At 43.4% G+C, this 14,441-nt stretch carries 20 protein-coding genes; 3 read left to right on the top strand and 17 right to left on the bottom strand.

Annotation, left to right across the window (positions count from 1 at the left end; genetic code table 11):
* The 6 genes from ACFIMG_RS00505 to ACFIMG_RS00480 all read right to left on the bottom strand — a co-directional run.
* Positions 1-1,307 (bottom strand): DUF4815 domain-containing protein (locus ACFIMG_RS00505; protein WP_375678589.1); only part of this gene is annotated, 1,307 nt, incomplete at its 3' end.
* A 1-nt stretch (position 1,308) separates the two neighbouring features.
* Entirely contained in the window at positions 1,309-2,415 is a 1,107-nt protein-coding gene (locus ACFIMG_RS00500) for a phage tail protein (RefSeq protein WP_375678588.1), read from the bottom strand.
* Entirely contained in the window at positions 2,415-3,242 is an 828-nt protein-coding gene (locus tag ACFIMG_RS00495; RefSeq protein WP_375678587.1) for a baseplate J/gp47 family protein, read from the bottom strand. The genes ACFIMG_RS00500 and ACFIMG_RS00495 overlap by 1 nt, the downstream gene beginning before the upstream one ends.
* Positions 3,239-3,580: a GPW/gp25 family protein gene (locus ACFIMG_RS00490; RefSeq protein ID WP_375674650.1), complete on the bottom strand. Its 342-nt coding sequence runs from the start codon at positions 3,578-3,580 to the stop codon at positions 3,239-3,241. The genes ACFIMG_RS00495 and ACFIMG_RS00490 overlap by 4 nt, the downstream gene beginning before the upstream one ends.
* Entirely contained in the window at positions 3,577-4,266 is a 690-nt protein-coding gene (locus ACFIMG_RS00485; RefSeq protein ID WP_375678586.1) for a phage baseplate assembly protein V, read from the bottom strand. Before ACFIMG_RS00485 ends, ACFIMG_RS00490 begins: the two co-directional genes overlap by 4 nt.
* Positions 4,247-4,795, bottom strand: coding sequence for a hypothetical protein (locus ACFIMG_RS00480; RefSeq protein WP_375678585.1), 549 nt, complete (start codon positions 4,793-4,795; stop codon positions 4,247-4,249). Before ACFIMG_RS00480 ends, ACFIMG_RS00485 begins: the two co-directional genes overlap by 20 nt.
* A gap of 49 nt (positions 4,796-4,844) precedes the next feature.
* Between ACFIMG_RS00480 and ACFIMG_RS00475 the strand changes: the two genes are divergently transcribed.
* Genes ACFIMG_RS00475 through ACFIMG_RS00465 form a run of 3 tightly spaced genes read left to right on the top strand, consistent with a single transcriptional unit; the run spans position 4,845 to position 5,613 of the window.
* Positions 4,845-5,117, top strand: a complete 273-nt coding sequence (locus ACFIMG_RS00475) for a toxin HicA (protein ID WP_012231065.1) — start codon at positions 4,845-4,847, stop codon at positions 5,115-5,117.
* Positions 5,107-5,424, top strand: a complete 318-nt coding sequence (locus ACFIMG_RS00470) for a type II toxin-antitoxin system HicB family antitoxin (protein WP_007554230.1) — start codon at positions 5,107-5,109, stop codon at positions 5,422-5,424. The genes ACFIMG_RS00475 and ACFIMG_RS00470 overlap by 11 nt, the downstream gene beginning before the upstream one ends.
* A 42-nt stretch (positions 5,425-5,466) precedes the next feature.
* The gene (locus tag ACFIMG_RS00465) at positions 5,467-5,613 is read left to right on the top strand and encodes a CopG family antitoxin (protein ID WP_375633829.1); all 147 of its coding nucleotides are present in this window, start codon (positions 5,467-5,469) and stop codon (positions 5,611-5,613) included.
* Positions 5,614-5,659: 46 nt separating this feature from the next.
* Here the strand turns inward: ACFIMG_RS00465 and ACFIMG_RS00460 are convergent, their stop codons facing one another.
* The 11 genes from ACFIMG_RS00460 to ACFIMG_RS00410 form a co-directional block, all read right to left on the bottom strand.
* On the bottom strand, positions 5,660-5,938 hold the full coding sequence (locus ACFIMG_RS00460) for a hypothetical protein (protein ID WP_375678584.1): 279 nt from the start codon (positions 5,936-5,938) through the stop codon (positions 5,660-5,662).
* Positions 5,935-6,678: an antA/AntB antirepressor family protein gene (locus ACFIMG_RS00455; RefSeq protein ID WP_375678583.1), complete on the bottom strand. Its 744-nt coding sequence runs from the start codon at positions 6,676-6,678 to the stop codon at positions 5,935-5,937. Before ACFIMG_RS00455 ends, ACFIMG_RS00460 begins: the two co-directional genes overlap by 4 nt.
* A gap of 317 nt (positions 6,679-6,995) precedes the next feature.
* On the bottom strand, positions 6,996-7,349 hold the full coding sequence (locus tag ACFIMG_RS00450) for a hypothetical protein (RefSeq protein WP_375678582.1): 354 nt from the start codon (positions 7,347-7,349) through the stop codon (positions 6,996-6,998).
* A gap of 1 nt (position 7,350) precedes the next feature.
* A complete protein-coding gene (locus ACFIMG_RS00445; protein ID WP_375678581.1) occupies positions 7,351-8,427 on the bottom strand; it encodes a major capsid protein in 1,077 nt (358 codons plus the stop codon).
* Positions 8,428-8,439: 12 nt separating this feature from the next.
* Positions 8,440-8,808 carry a head decoration protein gene (locus ACFIMG_RS00440; RefSeq protein WP_375678580.1) on the bottom strand — a complete coding sequence of 123 codons (369 nt, stop codon included), beginning with the start codon at positions 8,806-8,808 and terminating at the stop codon, positions 8,440-8,442.
* Positions 8,805-8,957 (bottom strand): hypothetical protein, encoded by a 153-nt coding sequence (locus ACFIMG_RS00435; RefSeq protein ID WP_244395842.1) that lies wholly within the window; start codon positions 8,955-8,957, stop codon positions 8,805-8,807. Before ACFIMG_RS00435 ends, ACFIMG_RS00440 begins: the two co-directional genes overlap by 4 nt.
* A gap of 110 nt (positions 8,958-9,067) precedes the next feature.
* Entirely contained in the window at positions 9,068-10,141 is a 1,074-nt protein-coding gene (locus ACFIMG_RS00430; protein ID WP_375678579.1) for a S49 family peptidase, read from the bottom strand.
* Positions 10,131-11,675 (bottom strand): phage portal protein, encoded by a 1,545-nt coding sequence (locus ACFIMG_RS00425; protein ID WP_375678578.1) that lies wholly within the window; start codon positions 11,673-11,675, stop codon positions 10,131-10,133. The genes ACFIMG_RS00430 and ACFIMG_RS00425 overlap by 11 nt, the downstream gene beginning before the upstream one ends.
* Positions 11,675-11,923, bottom strand: a complete 249-nt coding sequence (locus tag ACFIMG_RS00420; RefSeq protein ID WP_375678577.1) for a phage head-tail joining protein — start codon at positions 11,921-11,923, stop codon at positions 11,675-11,677. The genes ACFIMG_RS00425 and ACFIMG_RS00420 overlap by 1 nt, the downstream gene beginning before the upstream one ends.
* 3 nt (positions 11,924-11,926) lie before the next feature.
* The gene (locus ACFIMG_RS00415) at positions 11,927-13,873 is read right to left on the bottom strand and encodes a phage terminase large subunit family protein (protein WP_375678576.1); all 1,947 of its coding nucleotides are present in this window, start codon (positions 13,871-13,873) and stop codon (positions 11,927-11,929) included.
* Positions 13,863-14,432 carry a hypothetical protein gene (locus tag ACFIMG_RS00410; RefSeq protein WP_375678590.1) on the bottom strand — a complete coding sequence of 190 codons (570 nt, stop codon included), beginning with the start codon at positions 14,430-14,432 and terminating at the stop codon, positions 13,863-13,865. The genes ACFIMG_RS00415 and ACFIMG_RS00410 overlap by 11 nt, the downstream gene beginning before the upstream one ends.
* Positions 14,433-14,441: the final 9 nt, after the last annotated feature.

Genomic DNA, 14,441 nt, shown 5'->3' with positions numbered 1-14,441 from the left:
GGGGGGGGGCTAAGCCAATTATTGGTAATGGTAGCAAGAGAGAGCACATCATCAGGGACACTGGGTGCCATGGGTTGGTCTGAAGAAATCCCTTTGATATAGACGACATTTCCTTGTGTGTTGAGACCAATACGGTCAATGCGGGGGAGTTTATAAGTGTAACTGACAATGATATCACCACCCTCCGCACCCCCTGATACTGTAATTTCCTGCGCTGTTACCTTATCAGCCGTGATTTTTGCACGATAGCGATAAGTCACCTTATAGCTGCTCCCTGCTAAAGGTTCGTCTCCCACCGGTGCCCAATCAATGGTGTCTCCGGTTTTTTTAAAATCCGTTCCTTCTTGAAATTCCTTGCTTCCTTGAACGATTTTAATAAACGCGGTGATGCTTTTATCCGGCACGCCATCACGCCCTGCGGCAACGGCACCGCGGGTGACGGTAACGGTTTTTTCTTTTGTCAACAAAAGAGACTGAATATCAGCAATAGGAAAATAATAGGGTTTAAAGGTAAAGCTTGTTTTCCCTTTTGGGGGCGAAAAAATATGCGTTTCGCTAGGAACAACGCTCGTCGAAAAATCTTGCATCTCTTCATGACGCAAAGCTGCTAAGCGTTTGCGTTTGAAACCATTGATATTGGCTTCTCCTTCTTGAATGCTAAAGACTTGCTTTTGTCCCTCTTGTCCCAAAGCTGTTACTCGACAACCCTTGACGATATAATGTCCATGGGCACGGTCGTACGTCGCAATGGCTTGCATGGCCGGTTCAAGCAGTGAGGGCGATTTTTGATCAATCAAAACGCCATCTTGCAAAATATAAACCGGAAAAAAAGTCCCTTGCTGGTTATCTTCTTTGAGAGCCCAAACAAGTTTTGCTACTTCGCGTGCGGCTCCGGGCTCTCCTTCTGCCAAGGAGCCTGGCACTTGCCCCAACAGCTCTGGATTATCTTCATAGGTCACCCATTTCTTTTGTAGCTTAACACCAATTTCTATACGACCCACCATAGAAACATGGGTGAGAACAGCATCACAGACGGGAAAAATATCCCCTGCAATATAAATTTTGCCCTCTGTTAACGTGACAGTTTGCGTCTCTTTATTCACAAAAGCATCAGCGCGTTCAACACGGTCTCCTTCTTTAGCCACAAGGCGCCCCAAGCGGTCATGCCGCCCCCTGATAATGGTTTGAACTTCATTGAGTTCACCACTTTGGATGAAGGGACGCTGTCCATAAAACACCACGCTTTGTTGTTCATCTTTGCCTACCGATCTGTCAATTGCAAAGGGTAAACCACTTTCATGCTTCATGTTAAAACCTTAATAAAATTTTGAATTGTTCGCGAACATCAGCACGCAAAGGAATGTTGATAGGTGTTTTAAGAATTTCTACACCACCACACAGTTTATCAGCCCCTAACCAAAGCTTGCCAGGAGGGGTTTGTTGTGCAAGAGAGCCATGAACGAGAAGGGAAACAGAGGCGGCTTGTTTGTCCTCAACATCATGAAAGTCTGTGCGGGCTGCCAGAAACAACAGAGTGCCGGTTGGGGAAGGGTTAAATCTGTTGCCACAATGGTTGTAAACACCCTCTAAAACCTGCTCTACAGGCGCTACAGCATAGCATCGGCGATACCCAATCAGAGTGTTGTTTGCGTCTCTTAAAGCCAAATAAAGGGGACGATTTTGGAACCACTCTGCCATGAGTATATCGCGTTCATGTTTTTTGACCGAACACCACGGAAAATTTGCCATATCCCATGGATAATCGATTTGTTCCCAGCTTAACTCTTCATCCCCATCATCTATCCAATTACCAATAAGCCTGCCTTCTTCTCTTGTGAGCGTGTGATTGATCTCTGTTGTGCGCCCAAAGGAAAACAAAGTGCCCCCAGCTGTTAAACGAACACCGCTTTCATACTCCAACATGCTGTCATCAAGGCGTGACATATTGCCTTCCATGGCTTGCACATCATAACCATAGGTCCCACGGCGAAAATCAGAGCGCAAACTTTTGGAAAGATCTGTGATTGCTTCAATGGCTTCAAGTTGTGTTCGTTCAGGCAACTGATCAAAATCAAGTTGAAAGGAATTCCACCATGCTCGCCCCGTCCAAGCGGGTTGAAAGCGTGCCGAAATCCCTAGCCATTCAAGCCCTATCTCTATTGCCGCAAGGGAGCCACGTATCCGCTGCCATTGAAGCCCTTGATCAATCAAATCATAGAGGTTTGGAACATAAGGTGTCAGTTCACCAAGCCCGTATTCTTCAATGAGCCACGGTAAGAAACGGGGAGGGCGCGTGATCAATTTAGCACGTGAAATCCCCAAAACAGACCCATCAACATCTTGATGAAAGTCGCAAACATCGGCAAGGCGTTTCTCAAATTCTGTTGCATGGGTGGGGAGGAGGGAACCAACCATTAGCGTGCACGCCCTTTGAAGTTTAAGGTGATTTTGCCAATCGATAAGATTTCTTCATCACAAACTGCACTGTCCTTTGTGGGTGTAATGGCAATCACTTTTTGGACACCAGGGATCATCAGTTTTGAAACCCACCACGAGAGGCTTAATTCACGACCAATGGCTTGTTCTTGTCTCCATGCTGCTCTTAAATTTGCCTCCATTGTCGTGAGAATTTTCAAAGATGTTTCCGGTAACAGCCAAACATCTGCTTCTAAGTCCAGCACTTTTTTAACAGCAGCATGCACAATAATGGTATCATTGGTCATGATGATATTTTTTCTGTGAAGAGCTTGTGAAACTGTTTGTAAGAGATCTTCAGAGGCTGTTCCTTCTTCATTATTACCAAAAAGAGCAACATAGATGGTTGGGTCTTTGCCTTTACGATAGATAATGGCATCTTTCACTCGACTATCGGCTGTTAAGGCGATAAGCTTGTAATAGGGTTCTGTTCCGCTACCATTGCCACCACGGGCATGAAGCTGTATGCGTTCACGATATCTCTCGTCACTTTCACCCTCCATGCGGGCAATACCATGCCAGTTTCCTAAAGCATCAAGAGATTCACCGATTGCAAAATCAAGAATGTTGTTTCGTGCTGCCTCATTAATACGCTGTCTTAAAAGCAATTCTCGATAGCTAAAAGCCTCTATGACTTTTACGGCTGGATCACTTTCCAAAAATGTATATTCGGGTAAAAGCTCTTTTAAATGGGTCAGAGCCGCTGCGCGGATTTCCTCAAAAGAAAGTTCTGTAATAATTTCCGGTTTTGCAAGCGCTTTACTCATTTTATCAATAATCCTTCCATGGTAATGGGCTTGCCCGATGGCAAATAAATGCCTTCAAAGGACAAAGAAACTTGTCCAGCATCAACCATTTTAAAATCAATTTTTTTCAGTTTAAAACGCGGTTCCCACTTATCTAAAGCCTCAGCAACAGCAGCATAAAGGGCAACAGCAAAAGCATTATTAACCGGTGCATCAATGAGTTCCGCAACACGTGAACCATAATCACGTCGCATTACACGCAAACCAATCCGCGTTGACAAAATATCAAGGATTGATTGGCGTAAATGATCAATGCCGGTTAATGGCTTTCCCGTTGTACGGTCCATTCCACTGTTCAATTGGGACCTCCAGTCATTGAGCCACCAGGGGAAACACCACCATGAACATGGGTTGCTCCTACATTGGTGTCGTTATGCTTTAGTCCACTTGAATGAATGGAAACATTATTCCCAGAATGAAGAGAGATACTATCATTCGAATTCAGAGAAACGCCACCACCTGCCTTCAAAGAGATGCCGCCTTTTGCGTTTAAATTTATATCGCTTTTTGAAACAATCTTTATGCCTTCCGGTGCGGTAAGCTCTAGATTCCCACCATCACCTCTTAGTGACACACCATCAGCGATTGTCAGGATAAATTTTCCACCTGATTTGATATGAATTCCATAAGTATTTTGTTCATCATCATATTCAAGGCTGGTTCCATCGGGGTATATCGTTCGGTGAATGCTGCCTTTATCGGCTGCTTGATTAGCATCGGTGTGAAGTGAACCAATAATCACCCCTTGTGATAAATCCCCTGATGATGAAACAACAATCACTTGCTCTCCAACATCGCGTCCTTCATAAGAACGTGTTTTACCGGCGCGGGCTTGTGTGTCTGGAATCCAGTCACTGACAAGATTGCCACTTTTTATCCGATAGCGTGCGTTTTTATGGTCGACATGGCTAATCTTCCCCACCACAACCATATTGGCCACACGTCTCTTTAGATCTGTGATCTCTTTATCGCGCCGCTCTAACATGTCCACCTTCAATTTTATGGTATTTATCTTTATTTCTCACGCCTGTTTCTGGTTCAAAGCTTAAGAAAGGTTCAACGAGTCTTGCTGTTACACTGCTTTCTTCTTCATCCATGTTGGGGATATTGGTGACGTAAGTTACGTCAAAGGTTAAAATTGCACCGTGGAGTGCTAGAGCGCCATTATCACCAAAGGCAAAAGTAATATTTTGCAGGCGGCATATCTCAACGGTGTTGTTAAGATTGGGGTTGGCATGGAAAATCTCTTCAACTTCCCATGCTAATTGGTCAACAAAACGTGCGCCATCTTCACATGTTGCATAGCATTCAACATCTACTGTTAAAACACGCCGCCTTACTCCATAATCATAGCCATCTTCAATCGTTTCACTTTGCGTTGAGATATTAATAGCTGGCATTGTTTCAATAAATAAATTGAAATCGCGCATATTGAAAACATTGTCACCAGCCACTGTTTTTGCCGCCCTTATCAAAGCAACAAATGTTTCTCTTATCGTTTCTCTCGGATGCATGGGCGCTCCTGTCCAATTAAGTGTATAAAATGATTGACTAGGATTAATAATGATACTATTATTGGTTATGAGCAATAAAGTTGAAAAAATAATCAGCTTGATGAAAGCGTCACCAAAGAACATCAAGTTTTCAGATTTGTTGGCTGTATGTGTCTATTTCTTTGGAGAACCGCGGAACAATGGTACAAGCCACTTTGTTTTTAAAACACCGTGGCTTGGTGATCCTCGTGTGAATATTCAAAAAGATTCTGGTAACAAAGCAAAAGCTTATCAAGTCAAACAAGTCTTACAAGCGATAGAAAGGATGAAACATGAACAATAATCATTATACATATCGTGTTTTGTGGTCGCAAGAAGATGAGGAATATGTCGGATTGTGTGCAGAATTCCCATCCCTTTCATGGTTAGATGTTCAAGCAGAAAAAGCTTTAAAAGGCATTATGGATCTCGTTTCAGAGGTTGTTGAGGACATGCAACACAATGGAGAAGAAGTTCCTGTGCCTTTGTCACATGGTAAATATAGTGGTAAGTTTCAATTAAGAATACCACCAGAACTCCATAGAAAACTTGCAATACAAGCCGCTGAAAATGGTGTGAGTTTAAATAGATATATTTCTTCTAAACTTTGAATCTTTTAAAAGTCTATACGTACTAAAAGAAAACTAATTCTTATGAAAACCTCTAAATTAAAACAAATACCCGTTTTCAAGACGGATGAAGAAGCAGAAAACTTTGTTGATACTGCCGATCTTACAGATTATGACTTAACTGATTTTAAATCCGTTCATTTTGAGTTCTTACCTAAAGAAGTCTCTTGACTACCTCCCCACCTTTAACGATAGGGAGGGGAGTTTTGTTTTTAAGTTAAGCAACCTTTCTAATGGGGCTCTCGAAATTTGGTTCATAAGCGCGTAACAAAGAATCCATGCTATGCGGTAACTCTGAATCTCCAAAATCTGTAAGAATTGCTAAAATCTTTGTAATATTGGGTAGTTCATCCTGAAGTTTTGAAATCAAAGCTTTTTCTACAAGACTCATGATATCAACTAGAGCTGTACACTCTTTTTCGTTAATATTTTCATCATTAGAAAACTGGAACAATGCTATCCACAAATCACATAAGAAGTTGGTATCTATCTTCATTGCACACCTCCATGGATTTGTTCTCTCAAACATGCCAATCCTCTCGAGGTGATTTTCGTTGAAGGGAGTACCTTTTCTGTACCATCCGGTCTTTGAATGGTGATCGCAGGGCAATCCATGAATCCTTTCTTGATTTTATCCTGATAAGGTAACAGAGGCGCTCCTGGAGCACGTCGATAGACCCAATCATGTTTACGCAAGTAATCCGTTAAATCCTTTGGTCGCACCTCTAACATCTTCGCGGCTTCAATAAGACCAAACAACCCATCAGAGCGCTTTAAACCATCAAGTGCTTCTGCTTTTGGTGCTAATTCGGCAATGACATGATCTTTCTGCTTGATTTGGCTTTGTAAGTGATTCAAAACACCAAGCAATGCTTCAGGTTTCGAATAGTCAACTTGTGGTGTTGTTACTTGTTTTAACTGTCTTTCACATTCGATAAAGTATAAACGCGCTTCTCTACCTTTCTTATTATTCTCAAGCATCGAAAGTTCTTTAGCTACACTTAAGGTGAGATGATAATCTTTACGATTGTGTCCACCTCTACCTTTGCTCGCCAAAATTGGCGAGCAAACAAAGTCTTGATTTTCTGATAAATTATATTTTTTGATACGGTCAGTAATCCAATTAGAAAAATCTTTACCTATTTCCAAAAATGCATGTAATTCACGTGCATTTACTGTCTGAACGATATCGCCATCAATACTGGTTTGATGTATGTCGATTAAATATTGTGCCATGATTTAGCTCCTATGTGTTTAAAGGTTTTTCATTGACATCCAATAAAGGATGCCGGGTGCTGAAAAACACGGCACATAGCCCGTCGTTATGCCTTCCCCATAAGGGTATTGTATAGCATAACCACACCCGACAATGTCATTATATGCGTTTAACATACAACGAGTCAAAGCTTTTAATTGGCGGTGAAAAGACTGTTTCGGCAATCTATCCGCTATGTGTTTAAGGTGTTTTTCAGGCACCTAGTTCGACAATAGACACATTGTTGCCATATTGTCAAGAGGTGACTTTACATTTTTAAAATAAATTAAGTGTGCTTTTACTTTATCTCTCGCAAGATAAGCTTATACATACCGGATTCAGAAGCTTGGACATCTGTGATCACGAAGTGTTCTTGAGAAGAGGGGGCTTTGTTGTTTTCAGGAGAGAGGACCACAATACTATCTTGAGGTTTTGGTGGTATTCCCCCGATATCATTAATACAAACATCAAGTTCCTTTCTTGCGATTGTCGTGGGGATTCTGCCACCAGCCTCCGATTCCGAATGCTTAATGGTGTAAATCGCTGTAATTTGAAATGATTGTTGATTATCTTTTCGCGTGTAGATGACGGGTTGCCCAAAGGTGTTGCGCACATCTTTAACCATTTGGTTTAGCAGCCCGTGCCATCGCATGTTATTTCGCTCCAAGCACCGCTTTAAAGAGCATTTCAGGACGTGTGCAAATGTAAAGCGGATAGCTATAGACCTCCGGCTTTACCCATGCATTACGGTCGTTATCAACGATCAACATGGTGTAGAGCGGTTTTCCAACCGTGTTGGCAAAATCCAAACTTTCTCCCGGTGCAAAGGTTTTTTGAAACACTCCCGGTGCATTGGCAGGCAAGAATTGGCATTCATCCGGTTTAATGCCTATGGCGCGCTTTGTTCCAGCCTTCGCACTTACATTATAGTTGTGGATACTCCGGTAATTGATAAAGGTCACACCCGCAAAGTCAAAACTGCCAAAGCTCCCAGAGCCAATCGAACTTGGTGTTGCAACTCCTCCAGCGCTATTCAACGTTTGTGCAAGAGCTGTGTTGAGATAAGTCTCACGAATTGTTTTATGGTTTTTCAATTTGGAGAAAAATTCATTTCCACAAAGCCCAATAATACGTGAACGATCAGAAAACGCTCCCTTTGAAGCTTCAATCATTTTCATAATGACTTGATCAACATGGTCCGCAACATTGGTTGTCTCATTATTCAGTTTAAAGTCAATCGGCTTTGGTGGTGCGATTTCCCATTCCTTGTACCAATCGACAATGACAGAGCCATCGGCATCAAGGACGACACCTTGAACAGCGCCAAGTTGCATGTTTTCCCATGTCAATTCGATTTCAGAAATCAGTTTCTTTTGTTTTCTGGCAATATATTTCATTGCTGTCTCTAACTGATCTTCTGCGCCAAATTCACGACGGTTTTGGATTTCTTCTGATTTCACCGTATCACTTTTGGCAATCCGTGTTGTTTTGAAAAACCGAAGATTACGACCATCTCTATCGCCTTCTTCTAAAGGTGCCCCGCGCTCACTGGTTTGAATAAGCGAAAATGTATTATCACGCCGTTCAATACCAACCACTGTGGTACTGGTTTCAACTTCCTCAAAAAGATTAAGAGAGCTCACAAGACCAGGTTGAAACTCATAGTTTTCGATGGCTTTCATCATTGTGATGCTTGAGAAAGCATCATGTTTAAAAAAATTCATATCCATGTGTGCATTCTCCTATCGCAATAGAATGTTGTTATGGTCTTCTAAAGACTGAATGGCTGCTTTCTTTTGCTCATCCGTAATGGCATCTGGCCATAGCAGTTCAGACGCTTTTACAGTGCATAAGCGTGCTGTAATCACGGCGCGTTGATCTGCTTCTGTTGCGTCAATAGTGGCAAAAGAAATCCCTGCCGGTGTTTGACTGCCATCTGATGCTGCTGGATTAAGGGGGGTATATTTTTGTGATGCTGTAATTTTCCCCATGACAGTTCCCGCTTCAATGAATGCTCCTGATGCAAACACCACTTCTTCGTTTGACATGTCAGGGTCGTAGGGTCCAAGATAAGCGCCATTGCGTACGTCGTCATAAATAATATTCGTCATTTCACTGCCCTCCAAGCTGCTTCCCATTTTGCGTGAATCTTTGCCTTGCTCGTCCCATCACTATGAGGGGCATAAGGCGAGACTTTTAAAGACGCGCTTTGAGAGCTAGCAGCCGTCAACACACACTGGCGTGCTTTCTCGAGACTCATACCGTTTTGAATAGCTTTTGCTGCGTCAAAAGAAACGCCTAAGTGCTTTGCTTGCCTTTCAAGGGTTGTTAGTGCTTTTGCGCGTTTTCTTTCTTTTTCAAGAGCAGCTTTTATGTTTTCTTGCTTGTCTTCGTTGTTTTCATCCTCATCTTCGTTTTCTTCTTCATCGTCGAAGTCTTCGGCGTTTTTGTCGACGTCACTATCGTCTTCGTCCTCTTCCTCGTCATTGATGATGTCGACGATCTTTTCGTCATCCTCTTCTTCAGCGCGGTATTGTGTGCGTGCCATGTGTTTTGTCCTTCTTTTGTTGTTGATGTTGGGTTTTGTGATATGGAATCCGTTAAGGCTTCCAAAGCTTGCGCAAGTGTGCCTTGCGCATCTGCTAATCCAAGCGTGATCGCTTGGGTGCCTATAAAAGTTTCTGCTTTTGTGTCACGAATTGCAGCAGCATTTAAGCGTCTGTTTTGCGCCACCAAATCGACAAACATCTCGTAGAGCAGGGCGCAATCGGCTTGCATTTTTATCTGTGCTGTATCGCTCAAGGGTTCGTGAGGGTTGCCATGGGTTTTGTGATCCCCTTCAAAGACAAAGGTCCATTTATGCCCGTGTTTTTCATCTGAACGGGACTGGTCAAGATGAGCACAAACAACCCCAATCGAGCCCACAACACCCGTGCGAGCAACCCATATTTGAGAAGCAGAACAAGCAATGGCATAAGCCGCTGAACAAGCAAACTCATTGGCATGTGCCCAAATGGGTTTATTGTATTGTTTTGAGAGTGTTTGAAACTCTTCAACCAAATCAAAGACACCACCGGCTTCTCCACCGCCGCTGTCAATATCAAGTAAGACAGCGCGAACATCAGGTTGTGCAATGGCTTCACGAAAAGAAGCCCTTAAACCTTCATAAGAGGTTAGCCCCGATAAAGCCCCAAGCCATGCACCACGGCGCACAAGCGTGCCATGAACCGGTAGGATAGCAACATTGTTTTGTACTACATAAGTTTCAGGGGGTCTGAAAGCTTCTGTATCCCCTTGCGCAAAAGCCCCAGGGACAAACTTTTCTCCCTCAAAAAGACGCGGCGCAAGAGCATTGAGAATGATATCAAGCTTTGTCGATGCAAGCATATGAGGAACACCAAAAAGCCGTGATGCCAAGAACGGCATATCAAGATTATTCACCATTTTTATGTGCCTCACTGCCTTGGTTACTTTCATAAGTCTCAGAAGTGTCTGAATCTGCGGTATCAATTACTTGATTGCTACCAGAGGGCGCTGCCATATCGGTGTCAAAAGATAATCCGCGCGCACGAGCGTCTGTGTGTTCTTCTTGCATTTCGGCATGAATGCTGTCGATATCAAAGCCCCGCTCAGCAAGTGCCATGCGTCGTGTTTTCAAGCCTGCACGGATTTCTTCTTTTTCCGCTGAGATATCCTTGTTTGGATCAATCATTTCAAGCGGAGGCGCAAAGCTTTCACATTGAAGCCATGGCAAGGGATTTTCTTCCCACCCTGGCAAATCGACGCATTTGACAAGCACTGCCATTTCAACAAAACGCTCCCATATAATGCGATTAAACTGAAAGGCAATGATATGTTCACGCCATTGTTTAACATGACGTCTAAACTGAATGATGGAGGTACGCACATTTGAAAAATTCCCCCGCGTAACGTCTCCAGTCACAACGGCATAAGGCATATTAAGTGCTGCACAAATTTTCAAGATATTGCGAAATTGAAAAGCCTCATAAGAACCACCAACCTCAACAGGATTTGAGAATGTAACCTCTTTATTCTCTCCTAAATAAAGAGATGCACCGGGCGCAATGACAGGTGCTTTGTATTCTTCTTCAACGTTATTTTTATCACGATTATCGGATAATTTTTCGACGTTTGGTGAATTGTCCTTGACAAACGCCGCGAAAAGAGCCGCCGTCCTTTTTCGATCAAGTTCTGCATCATCATAGGATTCGAGTTGAAAGATCTTTGTCATACAGCGCGTTATTTTGGGAGAACCGCGCAATTGTCCGGCAATCCGGCGTTCTTTGATATGAAGGACCATTTCAGCAGGCACGCGCACGCGCTCTTGGCTCTTAAAGGCTCTGTTTGCAGGACAATCATCATAGGGATGATGTTCCCAGAAATGATAAGCAACGCGCTTACCACTGGCATTAAATTCAATTCCCATACGAATGTAATTGCCTTCAATCTCAGCAGGTCCATTATAAGTGAGATCCAGCATTTCAGTAGGATAAACTTGCAACTGAAGAGGCACACCAGAGCGCCCATAAAGGTCAACATAATGCAATCTTACAAAGCATTCGCCGGTTAAAAAGACCTCTCGTGCAATGGTTGCTTGCAGCCCATAAAAGCTGGCATCTTCGTCGTAGTCTGCTTCATCAACCCATTGCCACCATAAGTCTAAAAGCTTTTTCTTTTCTTCTTGAAAACCTTCAATACGAGGATAAGGTTTAATCCCATCACTGACAGCCGCAGAGACCCATTCCTCCGTTGCAGACCCATAAAGAGCTTCATTGTCATAAAGCCATCTTGAACGGGCAACAATGGTATCACCGCATTCCTCAATCGCTTTATTGATATGTTTTTTTGCGGGGTCAAAACCACCCATACGGCGGCTTTTGCTTGCCGCTTCAAAATGGGGATTGTGTTGACGAGAAATTGTAAAAAAGCCCGTGAGTTTATTGATAAAGCCAGCCATTAATAGCCTCGTGATATATTAAAATAGAAAACGCGTGAACGCTTGCGCCCTTCAAGGTCCGCTATTTGTGTGTTCAGCATCTCAAGCGCTCTGCGCAGTTCCTCAACAGAACGGTTGCTTACTTGCTTATCGCCATGGCGCACCGATTGCGCACCCGAATAAAGAGCCTCTTCAATTTGTTCACGCCGCCTTTTTAAACTTTCCAGTCTGTCAGTTTTGCTGTTTACGTGGTTCAAGTCTGTATCCATAAATTACCTCCAATCCCCTTGCATATAAGGATTCATCACCGTTCTGGATTGTTTCCTTTGAGGTTGTGCTGTCTGAGATCTTCTTGGAGAAGGAGAGGGCACATGTTCTGATGTTGGCTGCTCTAAAGAGCCTTCAACTTTAAGTTTTTCCAAACGCTCTTCTAAGATATCGACTTCTCGATTAAGGTTTATTCCTGCCGAAATCAGACCTTGTAAAGCCGCATAAGCATAGACCCTACAATCCAAAGCTTCGTTTCTTGCCTTTTCGCTTTTTTGCCATTCAATGCGCTTGAAGCCTTTAAAATATTTGATGACTTTTCTTTCAGCGGTTAGCTGGTCAAAATATTCCCGATCAAGGTTTTTGTGAAAATGTGTTGTACCAGCCCCCGATGCTTCAGAACCGGATTTTTTAAACCGTGCTGTGATAATATCTTTTGCTGCATCAACACCAACAATATAGAGATTGATCTGTCCTTTATTGTTTCTGCTTGGGCGGCGTGGCCATACCGCACGCCATCCCGCTTGTCCCTTAATCCCCCAGATACGTCGTCCTTCACGAGGGCGCACATAATTATAAACCGCTTGTGTGTGTCCACCACCGGTATCAATACAAGCAGCCGTTATCCTGATGCCGTCTTTGTAACCAGAGTGCGGCCAGCGTCTTGTAAGATATTCATCCAATTGGTCCCATACTTCAAAAGAAGAGGGATCACCAAGGATAACTTGATAATCAATATGCCAGCTTTCTTCACTGCGTCCCCATCCAACCACTTCAAGTTCCAAGCGGTCGTTTTGTACATCAATACCAGCTGTCAACAACACGGCTTGTTCTGGTGCCAATGGATAATCTTCACGTTTTGCATAAAGGCTATCAGGGTCAACAACTTCCCCTGTTCTGTCTTCCCATGGCTCTCCAAGCACTGTATTAATAAAAACTTGCAAAAGAGCAGGGTCTTCTTTGGCTCTTAAAAATTCGCGCGCACAATCGCCCCAAGTCAGCCATGGCGAATAAAGCGCTGAAATATGGTAAGAACGCAGACGAGGCTTACTTGACTCCTGTGTTGCGATCCAGCAAGCACCGTTTTCTTCTGCCATTAAGGTGGACTTACGATGTTCGGCATGTTCATGACCACAATGCGCACAAACAAAAACAGCTTTTTCGGGGGCGCCTTTTTGCCACTTGATTTGTGACCAAACAATCGGTTGTAGCGTACCACACGCATCACAAGGAACATTGTAATATCGCTGGTCTCCTAGCACAAAATCCTTGGCGATACGGCTTGTGTCACGGTGTGTCGGCGTGGACAATTTAAAAATTTTACGTTGAATAAAAGCAGAGGTTCGTTTTTCAGCAATTGTTACAGGATCGCCTTCATTATCGACATTCAATGGGTAAGCATCGACTTCATCCAAAACCAAATAGCGAATAGGAGAAGAACGCAATCCAGCAGCACTATTTGCTCCTGTAATCATCAATGTTCCCCCATAAAATTCCTTTGAAAACATTGTATTTCCACTGTCTCTTGCACGAGCAGGAGCAATGCGTTCACTTAAAGCAGGGCTAGCTGAAATCATCGGATCAAGACGAGACTTTGACAGTTTCTTAGCGGTCTCAACTGTCGGCATCACATAAAGGGCAGGTCCTGGACTATGATGAATGGCATAACCACAAAAGTTCAATGCTGCTTCCGACATTCCAATCTGAGCCCCCTTCATCACAACCGTTGTTTCAGTCGGATCATAAACAGAAAGATTATCCATGATCTCTCGTAAATAGGGGGTACGTATAGTCCTCCATAACCCAGGCTCAGCACTCGTAGCTGTGCTCAAATAACGATTTTTATCAGCCCACTGGGAAACAGTATAAGGCGGGTCAGGACGGCGTCCTTCATTCGCATAGCAAAAAAAGAGCCCAGCACCAGAGGACGAGGGCGAAGCATCACTTATCATGTTCTGGATTCTCTTCTAAAATGTTGGGATCGTGAAAAGAAACAGGGACGACATTTTCTACTAAAGCTTTGCGCATATGATGATCGATAGCTCCAATAAGGCTCGCAGCATCACATCCCACTTGCGCCGCAATTTCAGTACCAAAGCGATAGGCAAAATTGAGCATTGTATCTCGATGCGCTCTTCCAAAGTTCCATGCTTCTTTTCTCACTTCTTCACGATCAACAGTGGTTTCGCGTAACTTTTCCAGAGCAATTTTTTCTTTTGCTAGCGCAACTTGCATTCGCTCCAGTTTTATCTTGTATTCATTGGCTCCATCTGTGGAGGCTTGTTTGATCTTTGTCCGCACCTTTCCATCAGGTGCTAAAAATGGGATAGGTCGCTTTGTTGGATTCTCATTCCAGATGGCTGTTGCAAGCGCTTCATTGACAGAACCATCTTCAAAAAGAGCCGCATCAAATTTACCTGTCTTTATCCGAGAAACCACCGCATTATGTGAAACACCCATCTTCTTCGCAAACGCACGAACCGATAGACCCTTACGCGTTTTCTTATTCATAGTTGCTCC

Source organism: Bartonella sp. AP11XZML (genome assembly GCF_042196445.1).
In the GTDB taxonomy this organism is placed as follows: Bacteria; Pseudomonadota; Alphaproteobacteria; order Rhizobiales; family Rhizobiaceae; genus Bartonella.
The sequence above is the reverse complement of the archived record's forward strand: the minus strand, read 5'-3'. Positions and strand labels throughout refer to the sequence as shown.

Coding starts and splice junctions, on each gene's coding strand:
- ACFIMG_RS00500 (WP_375678588.1), bottom strand. CDS start 2,415: ATGGTTGGTTCCCTCCTCCCCACCCATGCAACAGAATTTGAGAAACGC.
- ACFIMG_RS00495 (WP_375678587.1), bottom strand. CDS start 3,242: ATGAGTAAAGCGCTTGCAAAACCGGAAATTATTACAGAACTTTCTTTT.
- ACFIMG_RS00485 (WP_375678586.1), bottom strand. CDS start 4,266: ATGTTAGAGCGGCGCGATAAAGAGATCACAGATCTAAAGAGACGTGTG.
- ACFIMG_RS00480 (WP_375678585.1), bottom strand. CDS start 4,795: ATGCATCCGAGAGAAACGATAAGAGAAACATTTGTTGCTTTGATAAGG.
- ACFIMG_RS00475 (WP_012231065.1), top strand. CDS start 4,845: ATGATACTATTATTGGTTATGAGCAATAAAGTTGAAAAAATAATCAGC.
- ACFIMG_RS00470 (WP_007554230.1), top strand. CDS start 5,107: ATGAACAATAATCATTATACATATCGTGTTTTGTGGTCGCAAGAAGAT.
- ACFIMG_RS00465 (WP_375633829.1), top strand. CDS start 5,467: ATGAAAACCTCTAAATTAAAACAAATACCCGTTTTCAAGACGGATGAA.
- ACFIMG_RS00460 (WP_375678584.1), bottom strand. CDS start 5,938: ATGAAGATAGATACCAACTTCTTATGTGATTTGTGGATAGCATTGTTC.
- ACFIMG_RS00455 (WP_375678583.1), bottom strand. CDS start 6,678: ATGGCACAATATTTAATCGACATACATCAAACCAGTATTGATGGCGAT.
- ACFIMG_RS00450 (WP_375678582.1), bottom strand. CDS start 7,349: ATGCGATGGCACGGGCTGCTAAACCAAATGGTTAAAGATGTGCGCAAC.
- ACFIMG_RS00445 (WP_375678581.1), bottom strand. CDS start 8,427: ATGGATATGAATTTTTTTAAACATGATGCTTTCTCAAGCATCACAATG.
- ACFIMG_RS00440 (WP_375678580.1), bottom strand. CDS start 8,808: ATGACGAATATTATTTATGACGACGTACGCAATGGCGCTTATCTTGGA.
- ACFIMG_RS00435 (WP_244395842.1), bottom strand. CDS start 8,957: ATGAGTCTCGAGAAAGCACGCCAGTGTGTGTTGACGGCTGCTAGCTCT.
- ACFIMG_RS00430 (WP_375678579.1), bottom strand. CDS start 10,141: ATGGTGAATAATCTTGATATGCCGTTCTTGGCATCACGGCTTTTTGGT.
- ACFIMG_RS00425 (WP_375678578.1), bottom strand. CDS start 11,675: ATGGCTGGCTTTATCAATAAACTCACGGGCTTTTTTACAATTTCTCGT.
- ACFIMG_RS00420 (WP_375678577.1), bottom strand. CDS start 11,923: ATGGATACAGACTTGAACCACGTAAACAGCAAAACTGACAGACTGGAA.
- ACFIMG_RS00415 (WP_375678576.1), bottom strand. CDS start 13,873: ATGATAAGTGATGCTTCGCCCTCGTCCTCTGGTGCTGGGCTCTTTTTT.
- ACFIMG_RS00410 (WP_375678590.1), bottom strand. CDS start 14,432: ATGAATAAGAAAACGCGTAAGGGTCTATCGGTTCGTGCGTTTGCGAAG.